The 21,258-nt window shown below is 57.8% G+C and carries 23 protein-coding genes; 13 read left to right on the top strand and 10 right to left on the bottom strand.

Annotation, left to right across the window (positions count from 1 at the left end; all coding sequences use genetic code 11):
• Positions 1-3 precede the first annotated feature (3 nt).
• Complete coding sequence (locus tag QZ869_RS02100; protein WP_296020151.1) at positions 4-906, bottom strand: branched-chain amino acid ABC transporter permease; 903 nt, start codon at positions 904-906, stop codon at positions 4-6.
• A 397-nt stretch (positions 907-1,303) separates the two neighbouring features.
• Between QZ869_RS02100 and cysQ the strand changes: the two genes are divergently transcribed.
• On the top strand, positions 1,304-2,080 hold the full coding sequence (gene cysQ / locus QZ869_RS02095; protein ID WP_296036349.1) for a 3'(2'),5'-bisphosphate nucleotidase CysQ: 777 nt from the start codon (positions 1,304-1,306) through the stop codon (positions 2,078-2,080).
• A 239-nt stretch (positions 2,081-2,319) separates the two neighbouring features.
• Complete coding sequence (locus QZ869_RS02090; protein WP_062426213.1) at positions 2,320-2,595, top strand: DUF1153 domain-containing protein; 276 nt, start codon at positions 2,320-2,322, stop codon at positions 2,593-2,595.
• A gap of 453 nt (positions 2,596-3,048) precedes the next feature.
• Here QZ869_RS02090 and QZ869_RS02085 read toward each other — a convergent pair whose 3' ends face one another.
• Entirely contained in the window at positions 3,049-3,399 is a 351-nt protein-coding gene (locus tag QZ869_RS02085; protein ID WP_296020159.1) for a flagellar export protein FliJ, read from the bottom strand.
• Positions 3,400-3,846: 447 nt separating this feature from the next.
• On the opposite strand from QZ869_RS02085, the gene ctrA reads away from it, so the two are divergent.
• Both ctrA and QZ869_RS02075 read left to right on the top strand, forming a co-directional pair.
• Complete coding sequence (ctrA, locus tag QZ869_RS02080) at positions 3,847-4,551, top strand: response regulator transcription factor CtrA (RefSeq protein ID WP_113267004.1); 705 nt, start codon at positions 3,847-3,849, stop codon at positions 4,549-4,551.
• 213 nt (positions 4,552-4,764) lie between these two features.
• Positions 4,765-5,271: a GNAT family N-acetyltransferase gene (locus tag QZ869_RS02075; protein WP_296036347.1), complete on the top strand. Its 507-nt coding sequence runs from the start codon at positions 4,765-4,767 to the stop codon at positions 5,269-5,271.
• Positions 5,272-5,387: 116 nt separating this feature from the next.
• On the opposite strand, the gene chpT is transcribed toward QZ869_RS02075, so the two are convergent.
• Positions 5,388-6,047 carry a histidine phosphotransferase ChpT gene (chpT, locus tag QZ869_RS02070; RefSeq protein ID WP_296036345.1) on the bottom strand — a complete coding sequence of 220 codons (660 nt, stop codon included), beginning with the start codon at positions 6,045-6,047 and terminating at the stop codon, positions 5,388-5,390.
• 147 nt (positions 6,048-6,194) lie between these two features.
• Between chpT and QZ869_RS02065 the strand changes: the two genes are divergently transcribed.
• The 3 genes from QZ869_RS02065 to QZ869_RS02055 all read left to right on the top strand — a co-directional run bounded on the left by QZ869_RS02065 (position 6,195) and on the right by QZ869_RS02055 (position 8,498).
• The gene (locus QZ869_RS02065) at positions 6,195-6,791 is read left to right on the top strand and encodes an EipA family protein (protein WP_296036379.1); all 597 of its coding nucleotides are present in this window, start codon (positions 6,195-6,197) and stop codon (positions 6,789-6,791) included.
• A 163-nt stretch (positions 6,792-6,954) separates the two neighbouring features.
• A complete protein-coding gene (locus QZ869_RS02060) occupies positions 6,955-8,067 on the top strand; it encodes a hypothetical protein (protein ID WP_296036343.1) in 1,113 nt (370 codons plus the stop codon).
• A gap of 191 nt (positions 8,068-8,258) precedes the next feature.
• The gene (locus QZ869_RS02055) at positions 8,259-8,498 is read left to right on the top strand and encodes a hypothetical protein (protein ID WP_296036342.1); all 240 of its coding nucleotides are present in this window, start codon (positions 8,259-8,261) and stop codon (positions 8,496-8,498) included.
• Positions 8,499-8,552: 54 nt separating this feature from the next.
• Here QZ869_RS02055 and QZ869_RS02050 read toward each other — a convergent pair whose 3' ends face one another.
• Positions 8,553-9,440: a DMT family transporter gene (locus tag QZ869_RS02050; protein WP_296036376.1), complete on the bottom strand. Its 888-nt coding sequence runs from the start codon at positions 9,438-9,440 to the stop codon at positions 8,553-8,555.
• Between the two features lie 219 nt (positions 9,441-9,659).
• Between QZ869_RS02050 and QZ869_RS02045 the strand changes: the two genes are divergently transcribed.
• Complete coding sequence (locus QZ869_RS02045; protein ID WP_296020174.1) at positions 9,660-10,958, top strand: adenylosuccinate synthase; 1,299 nt, start codon at positions 9,660-9,662, stop codon at positions 10,956-10,958.
• 70 nt (positions 10,959-11,028) lie between these two features.
• The gene (locus tag QZ869_RS02040) at positions 11,029-13,485 is read left to right on the top strand and encodes a hypothetical protein (protein ID WP_296102227.1); all 2,457 of its coding nucleotides are present in this window, start codon (positions 11,029-11,031) and stop codon (positions 13,483-13,485) included.
• Between the two features lie 92 nt (positions 13,486-13,577).
• Here QZ869_RS02040 and rpoH read toward each other — a convergent pair whose 3' ends face one another.
• Together rpoH and QZ869_RS02030 are read right to left on the bottom strand one after the other, a co-directional pair.
• Complete coding sequence (rpoH, locus tag QZ869_RS02035) at positions 13,578-14,480, bottom strand: RNA polymerase sigma factor RpoH (RefSeq protein ID WP_296020180.1); 903 nt, start codon at positions 14,478-14,480, stop codon at positions 13,578-13,580.
• A 253-nt stretch (positions 14,481-14,733) separates the two neighbouring features.
• Positions 14,734-15,756: an RluA family pseudouridine synthase gene (locus tag QZ869_RS02030; protein ID WP_296096775.1), complete on the bottom strand. Its 1,023-nt coding sequence runs from the start codon at positions 15,754-15,756 to the stop codon at positions 14,734-14,736.
• Between the two features lie 38 nt (positions 15,757-15,794).
• Here QZ869_RS02030 and QZ869_RS02025 point away from each other — a divergent pair, with 38 nt between their 5' ends.
• From QZ869_RS02025 to QZ869_RS02015, 3 genes are all read left to right on the top strand, one after another.
• Positions 15,795-16,181, top strand: coding sequence for a hypothetical protein (locus tag QZ869_RS02025; RefSeq protein WP_296102225.1), 387 nt, complete (start codon positions 15,795-15,797; stop codon positions 16,179-16,181).
• The gene (locus QZ869_RS02020) at positions 16,171-17,025 is read left to right on the top strand and encodes an RNA methyltransferase (protein WP_296102223.1); all 855 of its coding nucleotides are present in this window, start codon (positions 16,171-16,173) and stop codon (positions 17,023-17,025) included. The genes QZ869_RS02025 and QZ869_RS02020 overlap by 11 nt, the downstream gene beginning before the upstream one ends.
• A 103-nt stretch (positions 17,026-17,128) precedes the next feature.
• Positions 17,129-17,710 (top strand): transglycosylase SLT domain-containing protein, encoded by a 582-nt coding sequence (locus QZ869_RS02015; RefSeq protein ID WP_296020191.1) that lies wholly within the window; start codon positions 17,129-17,131, stop codon positions 17,708-17,710.
• Positions 17,711-17,754: 44 nt separating this feature from the next.
• Here the strand turns inward: QZ869_RS02015 and QZ869_RS02010 are convergent, their stop codons facing one another.
• From QZ869_RS02010 to QZ869_RS01995, 4 genes are all read right to left on the bottom strand, one after another.
• The gene (locus tag QZ869_RS02010; protein ID WP_296085798.1) at positions 17,755-18,366 is read right to left on the bottom strand and encodes an alpha/beta hydrolase; all 612 of its coding nucleotides are present in this window, start codon (positions 18,364-18,366) and stop codon (positions 17,755-17,757) included.
• A 68-nt stretch (positions 18,367-18,434) separates the two neighbouring features.
• Entirely contained in the window at positions 18,435-19,379 is a 945-nt protein-coding gene (locus QZ869_RS02005) for a VOC family protein (protein ID WP_296102220.1), read from the bottom strand.
• A 144-nt stretch (positions 19,380-19,523) separates the two neighbouring features.
• A complete protein-coding gene (gene ung, locus QZ869_RS02000) occupies positions 19,524-20,216 on the bottom strand; it encodes a uracil-DNA glycosylase (protein WP_296078322.1) in 693 nt (230 codons plus the stop codon).
• 24 nt (positions 20,217-20,240) lie between these two features.
• Positions 20,241-20,636, bottom strand: coding sequence for a VOC family protein (locus tag QZ869_RS01995; RefSeq protein ID WP_296020200.1), 396 nt, complete (start codon positions 20,634-20,636; stop codon positions 20,241-20,243).
• Positions 20,637-20,888: 252 nt separating this feature from the next.
• Here QZ869_RS01995 and QZ869_RS01990 point away from each other — a divergent pair, with 252 nt between their 5' ends.
• Positions 20,889-21,254 carry a YbaN family protein gene (locus QZ869_RS01990; RefSeq protein WP_296102219.1) on the top strand — a complete coding sequence of 122 codons (366 nt, stop codon included), beginning with the start codon at positions 20,889-20,891 and terminating at the stop codon, positions 21,252-21,254.
• The last annotated feature ends 4 nt before the right edge of the window (positions 21,255-21,258 follow it).

Raw genomic sequence — 21,258 nt, 5'->3', positions numbered from 1 at the left:
TGCTTAAACCTTCTCGACTTCCGGACGGCCCAGAATGCCAGTCGGCTTGAATATCAGCACGAAGGCCAGGATGCCGAAGGCGGCCACGTCCTTGTAGGCGATGGAGAAATACGCCGACCAGAGCGACTCGATCAGACCGATCAGCAGACCGCCGAGAACGGCACCCGGAAGCGAACCGATGCCGCCCAGAACCGCGGCCGTGAAGGCCTTGACGCCGGGGATGAAACCGTCATTGAACGAGGCGACGCCGTAATACATCAGGTACATCGTACCGGCGACGGCAGCGAGCGCGGCGCCCATAACGAAGGTGACGGAGATCGTCCGGTCGACGTCGACGCCGAGCAATGCCGCCATCTTGCGGTCCTGCTCCGTGGCGCGCTGTGCACGGCCAAGCGGTGTCTTGTTGACGATGTACCAGAAGGCGAACAGCAGAACCGATGTGATCGCCACGATCAACAGCTGCTTCAGCGAAATGGTGATCGCGCCAAAATGATAGGTATCGGTCACCATAGGCGGGATCGGCTTGTTGCGCGGACCCTGCGTGACCTGGATGAAGTTGGACAGCACGATCGACATGCCGATGGCCGTGATCAGCGGCGCGAGGCGGAAAGAGCCACGCAGCGGACGATAGGCCACGCGCTCGATCGCCCAGTTCCACAGGCCCGTCACCAGCATCGCAACGACCATCATCACCAACAGAAGGAGGGCGACTGGAAGGCCTGCAATGAAGGAGGTGAGAATGAGAAAGACGATCAGCGCGGCAAAGCCGCCAAGCATGAAGATATCGCCGTGGGCGAAGTTGATCATGCCGATGATGCCGTAGACCATCGTGTAGCCAATAGCGATGAGGCCGTAGATCGATCCAAGAGTCAGCCCGTTGATGAGCTGCTGGATAAAATACTCCATATTTTTCCCCTGGACACGTTCTCGAATTGGAACGCGTCTCGTTTATGTTGCTTCATGAGGGCTCTCATTGCCGTTTTTTGTCCCTCTTGACGCAAACCCTTATCGCGTTCGTTAAAAATGTGAAGCCAAAAAGGTGGAAATATGCACAAAAAATGATGTTCACTCGTGGATTGCCACAATCGGCATCAAAAAGTTCATGAAAGCGGCAGACAGGCCCGAAAATTTAAGCGCGCAGAACGTCCTGCTTGCCCCCAAATAGATATATTTGACCATAACCGTCTTCCGGCGTAACCAACGCTTTGCAGATAATGCGTAGAGTAACGACGCTCTCGAATATCTAAGCGCAAACCAATTGCGGCCACTACGGTCTGACGGGATCGGGCTCGAAGGATTGAAGATGCTGGAAAGTCTGATCGCGGCGGCTTTAAGCGCCGGCAGGGAAATCATGGCGGTTCATGCCGCAGGTCCGCACGTTACCTATAAGAATGATTGCTCGCCCGTGACCGAGGCGGATCAGCGCGCCGAAGACATCATTCTCTCGGCTCTTGCGCGCGACTATCGCGATATCCCCGTGGTCGCGGAAGAAGCCGCAACGACCGGCCATGTGCCTGAAGTCGATAGCGATTTCTTTCTCGTCGATCCGCTGGACGGCACCAAGGAATTCATTTCCGGCAAACAGGATTTCACTGTCAACATCGCACTTATTCGAAGCGGCAAACCGGTAATCGGCGTGGTCTATGCGCCAGCGCTCGGTGTCGCCTGGACGGGTGAAGGCGAAAGAGCGCGCAAGCTGTTCATCTCGGGCGACTTCGAACCGGCATCGAACCACTCCATTCGCTGCCGCGCCAAACCTGCCCTACCCGTCGCGGTGATCAGCCGTTCGCACTGCACCCCGAAGACGGAAGCTTTCGTCGCGGACAATGGTCTGATCGACAGCATTTCGATAGGTTCTTCGCTGAAGTTCTGCATGTTGGCGGAAGGCGCTGCCGATGTTTATCCGCGCTTCAGCCGCACCATGATGTGGGACACAGCGGCCGGTGATGCGGTGCTGCGCGCGGCAGGCGGCATCACTCTCGATATGGCGGGCCTTCCGCTGCGTTACGAGATCGACCGCAGCAATGACGATATGCTCGCCAATCCCGACTTCATCGCCTGGGGCGCCCCCCCGCGATAAGGGGATGGACGTCTCACTCCGATCGGCAAGAGCAATAAAAACGCGCCCCGCGCAAAATAATTTTGGGCGTCCGGACAGCGCCAAAGCGCCCATTTTTGGGCTGATGTTTCGCAAAACACGAACAAACCCGGCGAAATCATTCAAATTGTTAAAAAATTCTCTCCAACTGCTTAGGTAATTTTTAAAGGTACCTCCCTAAAGTGCGCAGCATATGGTCTTGAGTTTGTGTAGAGTGTCCAATGACCGAAATGATACGCCCACGAGTTAAATATGTCATCGGCCCCGATGGCAGCCCCCTGACGATTGCCGATCTGCCGCCCGCCGACACACGTCGATGGGTCATCCGCCGAAAGGCCGAAGTCGTCGCCGCCGTGCGCGGGGGTCTTCTGAGCCTTGAGGAGGCCTGTGAACGTTATACGCTGACAGTGGAGGAATTCCTGTCCTGGCAGTCTTCGATTGCCGATCATGGCCTTGCTGGCCTGCGCACCACGCGGATTCAGCAGTACCGCCACTAGACGTTTCGGCACGGGCGCACTTGGTTGCGTCCTGCCAATCCGGATCAGGCGTCATCCCATCCCGTGAACACGGGACGGTGTGACGCCGTTTTCGTTTTTGGGAGTGCCGTTTACCCGCCATGCGAAAAGGTCTGCGAGCTTCACAGGCGCTTTGCCACGCCGGCGTCAGGTAACACCTCCCCCTCCCGCGCTTGCTATGCAGTCGTAACCGTCCAACGTCGCACATATGCGCTCATGAGCACCTCTTCGGGCCAAGGAGGCGCAATCAAATCATGCGCACCGGCGCAGCAATGACGACGGCATAGTTCAGGCCATAAAAAAATCCGCCAGGCATCGGCCGGCGGATCGCAATCATTAAGATTAAGAGCACAAGCGTCATTGAAAGCAGCCTCCTGATCAGCTGGCCGCCGTCAATGACGTCAGGTTAACGCGCCTTTGTTAACGCAAAGAGCGTCAGGCGCGGGCGCGAACAGCCGTATCGCGGTTTTCGAGAGCAGCAGCCTTTTCATATTCGGCCTGCACCTCTTCCAGAGAGGCTTCGGCGGCTTCCTGCTGCATCTTCAACTCGCGGATCGAAACCTGCAGGTTATCGGCACGCTGGCGTGCGGCCTTGGCAAAAGTCGGATAGGCAAAATGACTGGGGTCCGTGATCCCGGACTTGCTTTCTTCGAGAGAGATCTGATGGACCAATTCCTTGGCCATCCGTTCGAATTCGGACATCATCGACTGCAGCTGTTGCAACTGACGACGTTTTTCGTTGACCTGAAATTCCTTCAGGCGAACTAGGCTGTCACGCGACTTCATACTCAATACTCCATGGATAGCGAGACCCCGGTTCAAACAGGAACCAACCCGCCACTCCGGCATGTGCCGGAATGATTCTCAAAAGTTACCCGACATTAATAAAAAAACTGCGCTGTTAACTTTTCATTTACGGGCATCGTTAATGATAAGGCGGATCATTTAAGGGTCGGTAAATGCCAAGCCCAAAAAAACACTGGGCACGACAATGGTAGAGTCGATTGAATCACTTACGGGGTTTTCCTCATTCGTTGGTTCATGTTTGGCGATGAGGGATTCACGTTGAAAAACAGCAGAGTGCCCGAACTATTTAATGAATTCTCCACACCTTGCCAAAGGAGAGAAGAATTTGTTAACCATTTGGTGGCAGCCTGCAAATCAGGCAACGTCTGGATCCGCATCGCGCAAAAGGGATTCATTTACTGACCGCGGGCGGCAAAGGGGATAATTATGCGGGTTCTACTTATTGAAGACGACAGCGCAACGGCTCAGAGCATTGAGCTGATGTTGAAGTCGGAAAGTTTCAACGTCTACACCACCGACCTCGGCGAGGAAGGCGTGGATCTTGGAAAGCTCTACGATTACGATATTATCCTTCTCGATCTTAACCTGCCGGACATGTCCGGGTATGAGGTCTTGAGAACGCTGCGCCTGTCCAAGGTCAAGACACCGATCCTCATCCTGTCGGGCATGGCCGGTATCGAAGATAAGGTGCGCGGCCTCGGCTTCGGCGCAGACGACTACATGACCAAGCCCTTCCACAAGGACGAGCTTGTTGCCCGCATCCACGCCATCGTGCGCCGCTCCAAGGGTCACGCCCAGTCGGTCATCGCCACCGGCGAGCTGATCGTCAACCTGGATGCCAAGACAGTTGAAGTCGGCGGCCAGCGGGTTCACCTGACGGGTAAGGAATACCAGATGCTGGAGCTGCTGTCGCTCCGCAAGGGCACCACGCTCACCAAGGAAATGTTCCTCAACCACCTCTACGGCGGCATGGATGAGCCTGAACTGAAGATCATCGACGTGTTCATCTGCAAACTGCGCAAGAAGCTTGCAAACGCGGCAGGCGGCGCGAACTACATCGAAACCGTCTGGGGCCGCGGCTACGTGCTTCGCGAGCCGGATGGCAACGCCGAATTTCTTGAGACTGCCTGATCATCCCCTCAACATGCCTCCCAAGCATGATTGTCATGACAAACCCGCCGTGCAAACGGCGGGTTTTGTTTTGTCCGCGCATAGCGCGACCATAGAGTGCCGTGCATTGCGTTGGACGCGCCATGGATGCCAGAGCTTTTTCGATAGACGTATAGCGCTTTGCCAAATTCGACGTCGATTTTTCAGGCCGATGCTGCAGGAGAAGAGGATGTGATGATGATTCGCACGGCGTCCAAAGACGACGCCTCTAGCCTTGCCGCACTGTCCATCGAGGTTTGGATCGGCACCTATCTTAAAAACGGTGTATCGAAATTCTTCGCCGATTACGCGCTATCGGCCTTCACCACGGAAAAATTCGAAACGCTCATCGATGATAAGAACGAGATCATCCTGATATCCGAAAACAGCGAAGGCATGGACGGCTTCGTGCGCGTCACGCTTCGCAGCCCCGCTCCTGCCGATAACGGTCCAGGAACGGAGATCGCAACGCTCTACGTTCAGCCGAGGCATAAGGGAAAAGGCATCGGCAAGCGGCTTCTTGCTGAAGCTTTCAAGCTCTGCGGTGAGCAAGGATGCAAGGGCGTGTGGCTCGCCGTGAATAGCGAGAATAGGGACGCCATCGTCTTCTACGAGCGCCTCGGATTCACGCGGGACGGTCAGACCGCGTTTCGGATTGGCGAACAGTCCTATGCCAACGAGGTGATGGTGAAGTGGTTTTGACGAGCCCAGCAAGCGCGTCACGATGCCAGTGAAAGGGCAATCGCTTTAAAGCCAACGCCGCTTCTACACTGCAAAGGAAATGGGCCAACTTAACGGTGGCCCACCCATTTATCCAATCAGGCCGCTTCGGCAGCCTGAGCCATGGAGGCCGTGAAGACCACGCGGTCCTCATGCACCTTATATTCGATTACCATTCCGGCCTCTTCGGCAAGCAGCAGCGTATAGTAAGGCTGAACGGAATGCGCGTCGATCGGTTCTTCTTCCGCGCCTGCGGCGATGGAAGCGAATTTGGCAGGCACGCGCATCATCCGGCCTTTGACGGTGATTTCGAAGCGGGCATCGCCTTCCGGGTTTTCGAGAACGATATCCGCATTGCCGCCACGCGGGATCGCGCCGTAGGCAACGAGAAAGAGGTTGAGTAGCAGCTTGACGCGGTTCTTGGCGACGATGGCGCGTGGACCGGACCAAGTCACTTCCACCTTCTTTTCCGCAGCGGCGAAGTCCTTTGCGGCCTTTTCGGCCTCTCCGGTATCGATAGACGCGCCGGCAGAGCCGGACGCGCCGAAAGCAAGACGGGCGAACTTCAGGCGCACGGACGCATTCAGAGCCGAGGTACGGATCAGATCCAGCGCATCGGCATCGGTGCCACCCTCATCGAGAAGCTCCAGTCCGTTATTGATGGCGCCAACCGGCGAAATCACGTCATGGCAAACGCGGCTGCACAGAAGCGCCGCCAGATCGGGGCCGGAGAGCGAAAGATTGAGTTTGGTCGTCATAAATTTTCTCCTGCGCGAATGCGGCGCGGACCCTATCGAAATTGTTAAGCCATAATGACACCATATTTGGTAAACCGATTGTTAATATGATGGTCTCAAAATGCCAAATGTCTTAACAGGACAGTGGTAACAAACAGACGGACGGAACTGACGATGCGAATTAACCAACTCCGCACCATCGCACGCCTCGGACTGGTCAAGATTTTCGTGATCCTTGCGGGCCTTTCTATGTCGGCGGCGCAGGCATCTGCGCAAAGCAGCGATCAATACACCATTCAGGAAATCGTCGATGCCGGTCACGGCTTCTTCGGCGAGACGACGGGCGGACTTGCGAAGGTGGTGGAACGCGCATTTCAGCAGTACGGTCTGCCGAATGGTTATATTCTCGGTCAGGAAGGCTCCGGCGCCTTCGTCGCAGGCCTGACCTACGGCGAAGGCACGCTCTACACGAAGAATGCCGGGCAACATCCGGTCTTCTGGCAGGGCCCCTCGCTCGGGCTCGACTACGGCGGCCAGGGCACCCGCGCCATGATGCTCGTCTATAATCTTCCCTCCGTCAATTCGCTCTATCGCCGCTATGGCGGCGTCAGCGGCTCTGCCTTCATCGTCGCAGGCGTGGGCATGACGGTTCTGAAAAACAGCGACGTCACCATTGCCCCAATCCGCACTGGCATCGGTGCGCGACTTGGCATCAATGTCGGCTATCTGAAGCTTACGCCCCAGCCCACCTGGAATCCGTTCTGATTCGTCAGACGCGCCCTTTTGCGATAAACTGCTTGAACACGACCAGCGTGTAAGGCGATGACCGCCTGGCGCAAGATTGACGTGACAGTCTGCGCCGCGACGATGAAATGAGCTGCCATAGAGGGTTTTCGAACCGTGGCGCTTCTTGTGGAGACGACCACGCGTGATTGAGTACGCCCTGATTTTCGGCCTTGGTTTTCTCTGCGCAATTCTTCTGGTTTCATTGATCGCACCTGCGATCAACCGGCGCATCGTTTCCTATACGGAAAAGCGATTGCGGGCGACCATGCCGATGAGCCCGCAGGAAGTGCGTGCGCAGAAGGATATGGCCCGGGCGCTCTATGCTGCGGAAAACGCACGCACGCGCCAGGAACTGGATGCCGAGCGCGAAAAAGCGCTTGCCCTGAAGTTCAAGAACGAGGCCGCTCAAGCCGAAACCGGTCGCCTTCTGGCCGAAACCCGCGACTTGAAACAGCAACTGGAAAACATGGCGCTGGAAGCGGGCGACCTGCGCGCGAAGGCTCGCCGCCATGAAGATGCCGTGGCGCGATTGACTACGAAGCTGAACGATGCCGAAGAAACGGCCATTGCCCGAACCCAGGAAATCTCCAACCTCACAAAGCGCGTCGGCGCCGTGTCGCGGGAACTGGATGATCTCAAGATTGCGCTCTCGGCCCGAGATCTGGAAATCGAGCAGGCAAAGCAAAAGGCAACCTCTTGGCGCAAGGAACGCGAAGAGATGACACGTCGGTTGGAGGAAGCGGACGTCAAAGCCCGTGAAACCGCCCAGCATATGAACCGGGAAAGCCGCAAGATCGCGCGACTGGAAGATCAGCTTGCCAAGGAAATGGCGCGCAATGCCGACAACGAAATGCTGCTGGAGCGTCGCGTCCAGGAAATAGCCAGACTGAAGGAAAAATCCTCCGGACTTAGCAAAATAAGCGACGCGCAGTTGCCCGCCCCGACCAACGTTCCGATCATCGAACTTGGCGGTGCATCCGAAAGCCCCGAGCGACTGGCCCGCGAAATCGAGGACATCCGCAATCAGGGCACGGCGCTGACCGAACGGCTTCTGACCGTGAAAGACAGGAAGAATGATGAGGCGATCCGCAAGGAGATAGGGCAGATCGCCGCTCGCATGATCGCATTGACGGCAGCACAGGAAGGCGACGCCTCTCCCCTTCCAGCACTCATTGCCGATGCGCAGAGTGTCAGCGATCGCCAGAGCTTAGCAAGTCGCGCCAGCGAACTGATGAACCGGCAGAAAAATGCGTGAGGCGGCGAAGAATATCGATCGACCGCATTAAAAATAAAGACCGATAAAATTGTACCGATCGATTTAAACGCAGCGCAAAATTTGAGCCCTAATGTCGTCTCCAACAGGCGCCGGGCCAAGTTGAAAATCCCGGCGCGATAACCGAAGCGCAAGAAAGCCGGTGCAAAGCCGGACACGAACCGGGGTATCACATGTTGAAGAAGCTTTTCGCCGCAGCACTGTGTGGCATCGTCATCGCATCCATCGCAGATCATGCCCACGCAGCAGGTCCCGGCGGCTTTGCCAGAGGTTTTGCATCCCTCGAACAGAACGTGGTCTCGGCCCCACCAGCAATCCAGCGGGGCGAGCGCGTGGATATCGAGCGGCGGAAGGCTTTGTCGGCACTCGACGATTATTTCCAGCGCTTCGACCAGACCGCGACAAAGCACTGATCATCGTTTCCAAAGCATCATGACCGACTGCCGCCCGTCGTCAGGCCTTGCGCCTCAAACGACAGGCGGCTTTTTTCGTTCGGCAACGGCAATGCCGCCAAGTGCCAGGAGCAGCGCGATGATCTGATAGAGGTGGAGCGTTTCACCGATGATCAGCACCGAGAGAAATGTTCCAAAAACGGGAATGAGGTTGATGAACAGCCCTGCCCGGTTTGGCCCGATCGCTTCCACACCCTTGATGAAAAAGATCTGCGCCACGAGCGAGGGAAAGATTGCCGTGTAAAGGACGATCGCCCAGCCTTTCGCTTCCGGCCAGATTGCCTGATCGCCCATCACTTCCCATCCCATCAGCGGCACGGAAGTAATGAGCGCAGCGGTGGCCGGAATGGCCATCAGGGTGCGCCAGTCCACGGCCGGTTTCCACCGCAAAATGACGGTATAGATCGCGTAAGCCAGCACCGCGAGCAGCATGATGGCATCACCCGGATTGAATTGCAGCCGGATGAGCGACATCAGATCGCCGCGCGATGCCAGAAGCGCAACACCGAAGATCGTCAAAACGAAGCCGATGATCTGGACGGCAAGAACCCTTGTCCGGAACAAGGCGAAGTTGAAGAGAAAGATCACCGCCGGAATGACGGCCTGGATAACCGCGGCATTGATGGCGGAGGTATATTTCAGCGCCGAGTAGAGCGCCGCGTTGAAACAGGTATAGCCCACCGTGCCGAGGATGAAGAAGTAAGGCAGACGCTTCCTGACCACCGGCCAGTCCTTTGCAAGCTGCGGCAGGGAAATGGCAACGATGATGGTAACCGCCACCACCCAACGCAAAAAGGTCAGCACCATAGGGCTGATATGGCCGACGGCAAGCTTGCCGGCGACAGCGTTTCCGCCCCAGCACAAAGCGGCGATGGTGAGAACGAGATAGGCTCTGGAGGGCAAGGCGAGAGACTTTCTTTCGGAGAGTGTGCCGATTTTCTGCACGCGCCCTTAAGGCTTCGCAAGGGCAATTGCACGATTTCCAGCCATAGGATGGGCACAATTATCCTACAAAAGCAAAATTCCGCTGCATAAACAGGGTCGCTTTCCGTAAAACAACGCAGTATAGATTTGCGGGTTTGAGGTAGGGGCGCCCCGGCGCCATGAGCAGGAAAGCAAGAAATGACGAATGTAGTCGTGGTCGGCTCGCAGTGGGGCGACGAAGGCAAGGGTAAGATTGTTGACTGGCTCTCCGAGCGCGCGGACGTGGTCGTGCGCTATCAGGGTGGGCATAATGCCGGTCATACGCTTGTCATTGATGGCGTCAGCTACAAGCTGTCACTGCTCCCTTCCGGCGTCGTTCGCCCCGGCAAGCTTGCTGTCATTGGCAATGGCGTGGTGGTCGATCCGCATGCGCTGATTGCTGAAATCGGTCGTCTGGAAGCTCAGGGCGTCAAGGTCACGCCTGAAAACCTGCGCATTGCAGACAATGCCACCCTCATCCTCTCCTTGCACCGCGAACTGGACGGCATGCGCGAAGACGCGGCCTCCAACAGCGGCACCAAGATCGGCACCACGCGCCGTGGTATCGGCCCTGCTTACGAAGACAAGGTCGGCCGTCGTGCCATCCGCGTCATGGATCTGGAAGATCGCGAAGCGCTTTCGGCCAAGGTCGATCGCATTCTGACGCACCACAACGCGCTGCGTCGCGGCTTCGGCGCTGCCGAAGTTGCGCATGAAACCATCATGGAAGAGCTGACGTCGATTGCCGATCGCATTCTTCCCTTCAGCGAAACCATTTGGCTGCTGCTCGACAAGAAGCGCCGCGCAGGAGCCCGCATTCTGTTCGAAGGCGCGCAAGGTTCGCTTCTCGATATCGACCACGGCACCTACCCTTATGTAACGTCTTCCAACACGGTTGCCGGTCAGGCTGCCGCCGGTTCAGGCATGGGCCCGGGCTCGCTCGGTTACATTCTCGGCATTACCAAGGCCTATACGACACGTGTTGGCGAAGGCCCATTCCCGACCGAACTGCATGATGAAATCGGCCAGTTCCTGGGCGAAAAGGGCCATGAATTCGGCACGGTGACGGGCCGCAAGCGCCGCTGCGGCTGGTTCGATGCGGCACTGGTGCGCCAGTCGGTGGCAACCAACGGCATTACCGGTATCGCACTTACCAAGCTTGACGTTCTGGACGGACTGGAAGAGTTGAAGATCTGCGTCGGCTACAAGCTCGACGGACAGGAAATCGATCACCTTCCGGCAAGCCAGGGCGCACAGGCTCGGGTCGAGCCGATCTACATCACGCTTGAGGGATGGAAGGAATCGACTGTCGGCGCGCGCAAGTGGGCGGATTTGCCTGCGCAGGCAATTAAATATGTGCGTCAGGTCGAGGAGTTGATCGGTGCGCCCGTGGCACTCCTGTCCACCAGCCCGGAGCGCGACGACACCATACTTGTGACTGACCCATTTGAGGACTAATGTCCTCAGCAATCAGACTTCATAACCCATTTCGGGTCGGTATACGGCCGGTCCCGACGAGAAAGTGCTTATGGCGGATTTTGTAGCAGTCATTCGCAAGGCCGTGGATGGCTTGGCGAACAATACTCCCGAAAACCGGGCCAAGGTGTACGACAAGGCACGCAGCGCTGTCGTGCGCCAGCTTGAGAACATGAAGCCGCGCCCGCCGGAAGAAATGCTCCAGCGGCAGATCATGAAGCTCGATACGGCAATTGCCGAGGTCGAGGGAGAATATTCCGAAGCACTTCCCGCTATCGAAGAAGACCAGGCAGGTGCGGACGATGCCGCCCCTGCCCAGGAAGATGTGTCGTCTCCCTATTATGAAGAAAGCGTGGCGCACGAGCAGCGCTATGCTGCGCAAGAGCAGATTGCGGAGCCCGCGCATCGGCAAGACTATGATGACGATGTTCATCCCGACGCCCGTGCCACGCATGAAGAAACACACCATTACGAGCGTGACGAGCCACAAGTCGCTGAAGAACCGGCGTACCAGGCAACGGAACGCGCTCACGATGCTGATGTCTACGCTCAGCCTTCTTCCTACGAGGCACCGGAAAGCCATCACGACGCTGAGGCCGAGCGCAGGCTGGAAGCCTATCAGCATGAGAGCGAGCCAGAGGCACCGGCCTACGCGCCTGAGCCGGCAGACGACCTCCACCATCATGAGGCTCGCCATGAGCCCGACGTCGATCAGGAGCAGGACCACGCCCATCGCGACTGGATCGGCCAGGACAGCCACGTGGAACCCGCTCCCTGGGAGCGCGCAGACGAAAACGGGGAACATTACTCGCCCATTAGCGCGTCGCAGGACGACCATTTTCACGCGGAGCAACGCCCGGCTGACGCCATCTTCGCGAATGGGCATCACGATGACACGCTCCACTATGATGAAGCCTATACCCGCGACGAAAAGCAAGACGCAGAGCCGTTTACAACCGCACATCGGCACACGGAAACCGTGCTGCATGAAAACACGCCACTGCCCTACACGGCAGGTTTCGACGGGCAGGCCAATTACTACGGTCAGGTCAACGTAGAGCCAGAACACAGGCATTTGTCGGACGACGCGCAGCATGAGATTGCCGAGGAGCAGGATTCGCATCTGGATCGTGCGGCTGCAGTCGAAACGGGTCAGCAGGGCAAATCCACCGCCGCCACCGACGATTTCTCCTCCTATTTCCAGGATGCAGCACTCGATCTGCCACCAAAGTCGACACCAGCGCTGCCGCGCGCAGACGAAGACCCGTTTGCGACGAATGACGCCAAGAAGGACGACAAGGATCGCACGCCCTGGGACGATCTGGAAGAGCTGATCGGTTACGATGGCGGCGCGGCGAATAACCGTTCCGACAAGACGGCCAACAGCAATTTCGATAGTGGCTTTACCAATGCAGGCATTCCTGCCGCTGCCTATGCCACAAAGAAGAAGCCCAAGCGCAATTACGCGGGCGTGGTTCTCGGGATCGGTATTCTGGCCGTCCTGGCAGGCGGCGGTTACGCTGTCTGGGCCAACCGCGAAACGCTGAACGATATGGTCGGCGGTCTTGTCAACTCTGCCAAGACAAGCACCTCGACCGGCTCGTCCTCCAGCGAAACCTCGCAGACCGCATCGGCGCCCGCCAATGGCGCAGCGACACCGGCAACGAACCAGCCGGCGGTCAATGGACAGGCTCAAAACCAGGCTGCGACGCCCGGCGCGGCGCGTCCCGATGACGGCTCTGTCACTGGCACCAAATTCACCCAGCGCCTCCTGGCCAATGGCACCGAGAAGGACGAAGGTCCGGGACCGAACCCGAATGGTCAGCCTGTGACAGCGGAAGGCCAGTCGGTCTACCAGCAGAACGAAGCGCCCGCGCCTCAAAATACAGCGACGGCAGCAACGCCCGCCACCCCGGCAGCGGCGCAGCAGACCGCAGCTCCGGCAGCCGCAACCGGCGACCGCATGTTCCTCTATGAGGAAGTGCTCGGCCAGACTGTTCCGACTGCAATCGAAGGCACCGTGTCCTGGTCGCTGCAGAATGAGAAGGATGATGCCGGCAAACCTTCGCCGGAAGTTCAGGGCCAGATCACCATTCCCGGCCGTGGCCTGAGCGCGCTCATCACCTTCAAGCGCAACACCGATCCCTCGCTTCCGGCAAGCCATCTGGTCGAGATCGTCTTCTCGGTTTCTCCCGGCTTCGAAGGCGGCGCGATCGACAGTGTCCAGCGTATTGCGATGAAGTCTACCGAGCAGGATCGCGGCAATGCGCTGATCGCAGTTCCGGCAAAGATCACCGACGATTTCCATATGATCGCGCTGAACGACTTCCCCGAAGCACGCAAGACCAATCTGGAGCTGCTGAGAACCCGCGACTGGATCGATATCCCCGTGTCCTATCGCAATGGCAGACGTGCGCTTTTGACCCTGCAAAAGGGCGCAGACGGCAAGTCCGCTTTCGACACGGCATTGCGCGAGTGGATGGCGGCATCGCCAGCCACCGGCCAATAAGCCGGTCTGATATCGAGACTAAACGAAAAGCCCCGGTGAAGATCTTCACCGGGGCTTTTGCTTGATAGAAAATGTTATGGAGAAGTCGCCGATCAAGCGTCCACGACGCGCAACGCCTTGGCAGCCTCTTCGGCTTCCTTCTGCACCGCGTCCTGCACCTTTTCAAAGGCACGGACCTCGATCTGGCGAACACGCTCGCGGCTGATGTCGAACTCGGTCGAAAGCTCTTCCAGCGTGACCGGATCTTCCGCCAGACGGCGTGCTTCGAAGATGCGACGCTCGCGGTCATTCAACACGCCAAGCGCCTTGGAGAGCATACGGCGGCGGGTTTCGAGTTCATCCTGCTCAATCAGCACCGCTTCCTGGCTTTCATGGTCGTCCACCAGCCAATCCTGCCACTGGCCGGATTCGCCTTCCGACGCCTTGATCGGCGCATTCAGCGATGCGTCACCAGACAGGCGACGGTTCATCGAAATGACCTCTTCCTCAGAGACCTGTAGCTTCGTCGCGATTTCCTTGACGTGCTCAGCCTTCAGATCGCCATCGTCGATTGCCTGCAGCCGTCCCTTGAGGCGGCGCAGGTTGAAGAACAGACGCTTCTGATTGGCGGTCGTACCCATTTTGACGAGCGACCAAGAGCGCAGGATATACTCCTGGATAGACGCCTTGATCCACCACATGGCATAGGTCGCGAGGCGAAAGCCGCGATCGGGGTCGAACTTCTTCACCGCCTGCATGAGGCCGACATTGCCCTCAGACACGACTTCGCCGATCGGCAGACCGTAACCACGGTAACCCATGGCGATCTTGGCAACGAGACGAAGATGGCTGGTAACAAGCTTATGAGCGGCATCTCTGTCGCCATGCTCGGCGTAACGCTTGCCGAGCATATATTCTTCCTGCGGTTCCAGCATTGGGAACTTGCGAATTTCGTCGAGATATCGGTTCAGACCGGCTTCACCGGCCGTAATTGATGGCAAACTGTTGCGGGCCATAGAGCACCCCCTTTATATTTTATCAGGCACGGTTCCCTATAACGCAGGCGAACCTCTCGCGGTTCATTTCCGACCCCGCTTCAAGCCATGTCATAAATATGTATGCGCAAGTCACGTTTCAAGGAAACGCGCCACGCTCATACCAGCCAATGTTTACCTTATCACGGGACACCGGAAAAACCGCTTTCAGCTGAAATCGTTCCGAAAAAATCGCGAGCGCTCCAGCGCAAATTTGTCGCAGGTACTTGCTGTCTTAAGCTCGCAGCGCATCCGCCAGTTCGGCCATGTCGTCGGGCATATCAGTTTCGAACTCCATGACCTCGCCTGTACGCGGATGCTCAAACACCAGCAAATAGGCGTGGAGTGCCTGGCGCGGGAACCGGTTGACTACCGTCTTGGCCGGTTCCGGCAGAAGGTTGGCCTTCGTACGGAAAGCCGCACCATATTCGGGATCTCCGATCAGTGGATGACCGATATGGGCCATATGGACGCGGATCTGGTGCGTGCGGCCGGTCTCGAGCTGGCATTCCACCATGGAGGCGAGCGACGTTGCATCCGGTTTTTCATGATAGCGCTCGACCACTTCGTAGTGGGTGATGGCTTCGCGCGCATCATCGGCATCCTCGCGCTTGACGGCGCGTTTCGTACGGTCGGTGCTGCGACCGAGCGCGGCGTCGATAGTGCCGCGCAGGCTCTTGGGTCGTCCCCAGACGATTGCCTTATAGGCGCGTTCCAGCGGGCCTGTGCGACCGTGATCGGCAAATTGTGCGGCCAGATGCCGGTGGGCATTGTCGTTCTTGGCCACCACCATCACGCCGCTGGTTTCCTTGTCCAGCCGGTGAACGATGCCTGGGCGCTTGACGCCACCAATGCCGGAAAGACTATCGCCGCAGTGATGGATAAGCGCGTTGACAAGCGTTCCCGTCCAGTTGCCGGCGCCTGGATGCACCACCAGACCGGCGGGCTTGATCAGCACGATCAGATCGTCATCCTCATATTCTACCTCGAGCGGGATATCCTCACCCTTGGGTTCGGGATCTTCCGGCTCCGGCATGGTGATCTCGACCCGGTCGCCGCCGCGGATCTTCTTCTTCGGCTCGGTGACGGCGGCACCGTTGACGAAAACGGCTCCCTGCTCAATCAGCGCCTTGAGACGGCTGCGGGAAAGATCGCCCCCCACTTCGGCTGCAAGCCAGGAATCGAGCCGCCCTTCGGCGTCCTCACCAGCAATCAGGACTTTCCTTGCGTCTTCGCCTTGTTTAAAGGGGTCGTTCATTCTTATTTCCGATCAATCCGATACTTCCAAGGACCCAGATGACGCAGATCGAGCAAGACGAACAGGACGACAAGCCGCTAGACCCGGCCATGGAAAAAGTTCGCCGCAAGATGATCCGTTTGCAGATCGTGTCGGGCCTGGTGATGTTTATCAGCCTTATGGCCGTCTTCGGCGCGGTTGTCTACAAGGCGATGGGACCATCGAAAACCGCGACAACCGCAGCAGGTCAGTCTACGCAGGTCCCGTCCGACCAGCCGGTTTCGGCAACGGCTAGCCTACCGCAAGGCTTTACCATCGAGAACGTATCCTTCTCCAATGGCGACATGCTGTTTTATGGGCGCCTGGCCAACGGCACGCGCAAGGCGCTGGTCTTTAATGTCCAGACGCGCCGCTTCATCGCGGACATCACCATCGATGCGCAATGATCTGCCTGCCCTGCCGAACGGCGCGCGTCCTACTGCGATAGAGCGAGCAGACGATCCTCGGATCGCTGCGTTTCGCGACATCAAGGAACGCGACCTGACCGGCAGGCACGGTAAATTCATCGTCGAAGGCACGGTGGTGCTGCGCATGCTGGCGGCAGCCCACAAGACGGGCAGCGATTTCCGTGCTGAATGCATCCTGATCTTGAAAAATCGCCTCGCTGGCGTACTGGATATTCTCTCCGATTTTCCGGCAGACGTGCCGGTCTATGTTGCAGAGGCCGAGGTGCTGGACACCATCGTCGGCTTTCACCTGCATCGCGGCATATTGGCTCTTGGCGCGCGGGTGGAAAGCCGCGACATGGCGCAGACCATTGCAAGCCTGCCGGAAACCTCGCTGGTCGTCGCAGGCTGCGGCCTTTCCAATCACGACAATATGGGCGCGATGTTTCGCAATGCCGCGGCTTTCATGGCCGATGCGGTTTTTCTGGATACGACCTCCTGCGACCCGCTTTATCGCAAGGCGCTACGCGTCTCTGTCGGCTCGGTCCTCTCCGTGCCGTACCATCGCGGCGGAGATGCGCTTTCCATGCTGGAAGCACTGGCAAGCCAAGGTTTCGAAATCTGGAGCCTGTCACCCGCAGGCGAGACCGAGATCCGACAGATCCCGCCCTCCCCGCGCATGGCTCTCGTTATCGGCACCGAGGGCGATGGCCTGCCTCCCGAGCTTCTGTCGCGGTTCCATTCCGCCCGGATCGCTCAGTCGCCGCAGCTCGACAGCCTGAACGCGGGCACCGCGTCCGGTCTTGCGCTCTATCAGATGGCCTCGGCGATGGGCCGGATTTGACGGGTTAACAAGACCTTAACAGATCGCATTTGCATTAACCTTGTCTCAAAACCGAGCATTAAGATTTACGATTTACTAATGTGCGGAACGAAAGGTTTCCGCGATGCGTAGCGTTTTTGTCGCCCTTTTTCTTTTGATCGTTCTGGCAGGCTGTGCGACAGCGCCGTCGCAGATTACCAATGCCTGCGCCATTTTCGAACAGCGCAACGGCATGTTCAACAACTGGCGCAAGGATGCCGAAGCCGCGCAACGCGAGTTCGGCGTGCCTGTTCCGGTCATGATGGCGACGATCTATACGGAATCGAGCTTCCAGCCCTATGCCCGCCCGCCACGCACCAAGCTGCTCGGCTTTATTCCCTGGAAACGCCAGTCCACGGCCTATGGCTACGCTCAGGCGCTGGACGGCACATGGGACCGCTATCGTCGTGAAACAGGCCGCTGGAATGCCAGCCGCACCGATTTCACCGACGCCATCCATTTCGTTGGCTGGTATCACTCCACCAGCAACCGCCAAAACGGCATCGCACTCAACGATCCTTACAATCTCTATCTCGCCTATTATTCCGGCCATGGCGGCTACGCCAATGGCGTTTGGCGCAATAACACGGCCATCCAGAAGGCGGCGCGCCGCTCCGCCAATATGGCGATCCGCTATGAGGCGCAGCTTCGCCAGTGTGGATATTGAGAAGGAGGCGCGGCTGAGCCGGAAGCCGCCGCGTCCTCCACACGTCACATAAAGGGGGTCAAAAACGTCCGCACGGCTTCGATCTCGTTCGAGCGGATCTCATGCCCACCCGGATGCCACTCCTCTGTCACCTCTCCGCCTTGGGCCTTCAGATAGGCGGCAAACGCCTTGGTCACTGGCACCGGGCAAATCGGGTCACGTTCTCCGGCTGTGACCAGAACCCGACGCGTTTGCGGCGCGGGCGCCGCTTTGGGCTCGAACGGAATGAGCGGATGCATCAGCGCCGCCGCATCGAAGAGATCGGGAAACTCGATCAACACATTGGCAAGAATGTTGGCACCGTTGGAAAATCCGAGCCCGATGACCTTCCCTGCCTGATACCCATCGCGATGCGCCGCAACAAAGTCGGCCATACGGCGTGTCCCCCGGTCCAGATCATCGAGATCGTAAACGCCTTCAGCCTTGCGGCGGAAGAAACGGGCTGCGCCGTGTTCCGAGACATCGCCGCGCGGCGAAACCACCGTCGCATTGGGCAAAAGCCGCGACGCGAAATCGAAGAACTGGTTCTCATCGCCGCCGGTGCCGTGAAAAACGAAGAAGATAGGCTGCCCAGCCGCACCTTCGCGCACTTTGTGAATATAACTTTCCTTGCTCATGACATGCTCCTGAAGCCTGCTTTGCTCAAGGCTGGCAGCCATCACTGCCAGCCTCTCTTCGCATCGGTTCAAGCGTTGGCAGGGCCATCCAGGGGCTCTAGATGCTGCTCGAGGAAGGGCCGCAGATGCTTGTGCTGCTCAGGTAATTGCAGCGTTTCACCCAGATGCGCGGTGTCCTCATCACGGTCGAAGCCCGGCTCATTAGTGGCGATTTCGAACAGCACACCGCCCGGCGTGCGGAAATAGATCGCCCAGAAGTAATCGCGGTCGATGACCGGCGTAACCTGATAGCCCGTATCCATCAGCGCTTTTCTGACTTCCAACTGCTTGGCGCGGTTTTCGACAGCAAAGGCAATGTGATGGACGGAGCCGGCACCCAGACGCGCGCCGGAAATATTCGGCATGGTCTCGATATCGATCACATCGGCACCATTGCCACCGGGAATGCCAAGACGGATAACGCCATCCTGCCGGTCGATTTCCTGATAGCCCATGAACTTCAGCAGTTCGGCGGTCGCACCTTCATCGCGCAGCCTAAGCGACGCACCCTGGAAGCCATGGATCGCCTGGTCCTGACCGACACCGTTGCCCGTGAACTGGGCACGGCCGTCATCCTTGACTTCCACGAGTGCGAAGCCATCACCATCGGGACCTGAAAAATGCAGGCGCTTGTTGCCGAAGGCTTCATCGGTTTTCAGCCCTTCGACATTTGCTTTGACAAGACGGTCCTGCCAGTAACCGAGCGAACCCTCCGGCACCGAGAACAACGTGGTGCCGACCTCGCCAGTACCCGGACGTCCGCGAGCGATATGCGGAAACGGGAAGTAGGTCATGACCGAACCTGGAGAGCCGACCTCATCGCCGTAATAGAGGTGATAGACATCCGGAGCATCGAAATTGACCGTCTGCTTCACGCGGCGCAGGCCGAGTGTATCGGTGAAAAAGCGGTTATTGCCGGATGCACTCCCGGCCATGGAGGTGACGTGGTGCAGGCCCTTGATCTGGTTCAACATGATAAAACCCTTATCCTTCGGCGGTTGCTTCATTCTGGAAGCATGTGCCTTGTTCGATGGGCTGAAGATGGTGCAGATCGGTCTCGTCGCATAGTGTGAACAATCAGAACGGATCGTTCTTTTTCTGGGAACGATCCAACTGTCTCACACGTCGTCCGGCAACTGCCAGTCGATCGGGTCTCGTCCATGCGAGACGAGGAAGGCATTGGCCTTTGAGAAATGGTGGTTGCCGAAGAAGCCGTTATGGGCGGAAAGCGGCGATGGGTGGACCGATTTCAGCACCAGATGTTTGCGCTGATCGACGAAAGACGCTTTCTTCTGGGCGTAAGCGCCCCAGAGCAGAAACACCACATGGTCACATTGCTCGTTCACCGTGCGGATGACGGCATCGGTGAACTTCTCCCAGCCCTGGCCTTGATGCGAAGCGGCGCGTGCCTGCTCCACGGTGAGCACGCTGTTGAGGAGCAGAACGCCTTGCTTCGCCCAGCTCTCCAGAAAACCGTGCTTGACGGGATGGACCCCGAGATCGCTCTGCAGTTCCTTGTAAATATTCACGAGCGAGGGCGGGATGCGCACGCCGGGCTGCACCGAAAAGCACAAGCCATGCGCCTGGCCCGGCCCATGATAGGGGTCCTGACCCAGGATCACCACCTTGACCTCATCGAGCGGGGTCAGGTCCAATGCACGAAAATATTCAGGTCCCTTGGGAAAGATCTGCTTTCCGGCCTCTTTCTCGGCCAACAGAAAGCCCTTGAGCTTCTGCATATAGGGGCTGTCAAATTCTGCCGACAGCGCCTGTTTCCAGCTCTCTTCCAGCTTTACGCCAGCCTCTGCCATGGTGAGCCATCTTTCATAAGGGGCTTATTTGAAGCGGTTGCCTCGCTGCAGCACTTCGATCTTGTAGCCATCCGGATCGCAGATGAAGAAATACTTGGCGAAGGATGCCCCTTTGTAATCTGCCTCGATGATCTTGCCAACAGACAGACCAAGCTCGGACAGGCGCTGATGCTCGGCATCCACGTCTTCGACACTGACGGCCAGATGACCGTAACCGTCGCCCAGCGCGTAAGGCACTTCACGGCCCTTGTTCACCGTCAATTCCAGCTCGAAATCGCCTGCGGCGTTGCTGAGGTAGATCAGCGTGAAGGTATCGAACTCAAAGCGGTCAGCGATGTCGAGATCGAAAGCCTGCTTGTAAAAATCCACCGAACGTTTTTCGTCCAGCACCCGAACCATCGAGTGGACCAACTTCGCCATGGTGTTTTCCTTCTGCCTGTTAAAGCGTTTCACGATCTGTCCGATTCGCTTCTCACGCTTTACGTTTTTGTTGTCGCATACCGTCATTCCAAAACCGCTATAGGTTTGGCGCGCCACGCCCTATCCGGTTATATCCCGGCATTTTGGCAGCCAGATAAAGCCGGAACGCAGATATTTCAACCCCTTGGCGTGGGACGCGGCTCTGACACGCTTTTCCTTTGTCAGTCTGGCACGCGCGTGTTACCGGCAGATATGCGCATCTTTTATCTCTGTCTCGGCTGTCTGATGGTCGCCACGGGCGTGGTCGGAGCCTTTCTGCCTCTACTTCCCACGACACCTTTCCTTCTGCTTGCGCTCTGGTGTTTTTCCAAATCGTCGCCCCGGCTGGAAGCCTGGCTGCTGAACCACCCGCGCTTCGGCAAATCCTTAAGCAACTGGCGCGAGCACGGCGCTATCCCGCGTCGGGCCAAAATCGCCGCAGTCTCTTTGATGACAATGAGTTACCTGATTTACGTCTTCATCATCGCGCCACCGGCGCTTTACGCAGTGATCGTCGCGGTCGTGATGATCAGCGCCGCAACCTTCGTCGTCACGCGCCCCTCGCCGCCCAAAGGCTGACGTG

The sequence above is a fragment of the uncultured Agrobacterium sp. genome (assembly GCF_913777885.1).
Lineage (GTDB): Bacteria > Pseudomonadota > Alphaproteobacteria > Rhizobiales > Rhizobiaceae > Agrobacterium.
Note: the sequence above shows the minus strand (reverse complement) of the source record. Positions and strands in the feature narration are given on the sequence as shown.

What these genes read in the sequence shown, in the direction of transcription:
- QZ869_RS02100 (WP_296020151.1), bottom strand. Translation starts at nt 906, where the DNA reads ATGGAGTATTTTATCCAGCAGCTCATCAACGGGCTGACTCTTGGATCG.
- cysQ (WP_296036349.1), top strand. Translation starts at nt 1,304, where the DNA reads ATGCTGGAAAGTCTGATCGCGGCGGCTTTAAGCGCCGGCAGGGAAATC.
- QZ869_RS02090 (WP_062426213.1), top strand. Translation starts at nt 2,320, where the DNA reads ATGACCGAAATGATACGCCCACGAGTTAAATATGTCATCGGCCCCGAT.
- QZ869_RS02085 (WP_296020159.1), bottom strand. Translation starts at nt 3,399, where the DNA reads ATGAAGTCGCGTGACAGCCTAGTTCGCCTGAAGGAATTTCAGGTCAAC.
- ctrA (WP_113267004.1), top strand. Translation starts at nt 3,847, where the DNA reads ATGCGGGTTCTACTTATTGAAGACGACAGCGCAACGGCTCAGAGCATT.
- QZ869_RS02075 (WP_296036347.1), top strand. Translation starts at nt 4,765, where the DNA reads ATGATGATTCGCACGGCGTCCAAAGACGACGCCTCTAGCCTTGCCGCA.
- chpT (WP_296036345.1), bottom strand. Translation starts at nt 6,047, where the DNA reads ATGACGACCAAACTCAATCTTTCGCTCTCCGGCCCCGATCTGGCGGCG.
- QZ869_RS02055 (WP_296036342.1), top strand. Translation starts at nt 8,259, where the DNA reads ATGTTGAAGAAGCTTTTCGCCGCAGCACTGTGTGGCATCGTCATCGCA.
- QZ869_RS02045 (WP_296020174.1), top strand. Translation starts at nt 9,660, where the DNA reads ATGACGAATGTAGTCGTGGTCGGCTCGCAGTGGGGCGACGAAGGCAAG.
- QZ869_RS02040 (WP_296102227.1), top strand. Translation starts at nt 11,029, where the DNA reads ATGGCGGATTTTGTAGCAGTCATTCGCAAGGCCGTGGATGGCTTGGCG.
- rpoH (WP_296020180.1), bottom strand. Translation starts at nt 14,480, where the DNA reads ATGGCCCGCAACAGTTTGCCATCAATTACGGCCGGTGAAGCCGGTCTG.
- QZ869_RS02030 (WP_296096775.1), bottom strand. Translation starts at nt 15,756, where the DNA reads ATGAACGACCCCTTTAAACAAGGCGAAGACGCAAGGAAAGTCCTGATT.
- QZ869_RS02025 (WP_296102225.1), top strand. Translation starts at nt 15,795, where the DNA reads ATGACGCAGATCGAGCAAGACGAACAGGACGACAAGCCGCTAGACCCG.
- QZ869_RS02020 (WP_296102223.1), top strand. Translation starts at nt 16,171, where the DNA reads ATGCGCAATGATCTGCCTGCCCTGCCGAACGGCGCGCGTCCTACTGCG.
- QZ869_RS02015 (WP_296020191.1), top strand. Translation starts at nt 17,129, where the DNA reads ATGCGTAGCGTTTTTGTCGCCCTTTTTCTTTTGATCGTTCTGGCAGGC.
- QZ869_RS02010 (WP_296085798.1), bottom strand. Translation starts at nt 18,366, where the DNA reads ATGAGCAAGGAAAGTTATATTCACAAAGTGCGCGAAGGTGCGGCTGGG.
- QZ869_RS02005 (WP_296102220.1), bottom strand. Translation starts at nt 19,379, where the DNA reads ATGTTGAACCAGATCAAGGGCCTGCACCACGTCACCTCCATGGCCGGG.
- ung (WP_296078322.1), bottom strand. Translation starts at nt 20,216, where the DNA reads ATGGCAGAGGCTGGCGTAAAGCTGGAAGAGAGCTGGAAACAGGCGCTG.
- QZ869_RS01995 (WP_296020200.1), bottom strand. Translation starts at nt 20,636, where the DNA reads ATGGCGAAGTTGGTCCACTCGATGGTTCGGGTGCTGGACGAAAAACGT.
- QZ869_RS01990 (WP_296102219.1), top strand. Translation starts at nt 20,889, where the DNA reads ATGCGCATCTTTTATCTCTGTCTCGGCTGTCTGATGGTCGCCACGGGC.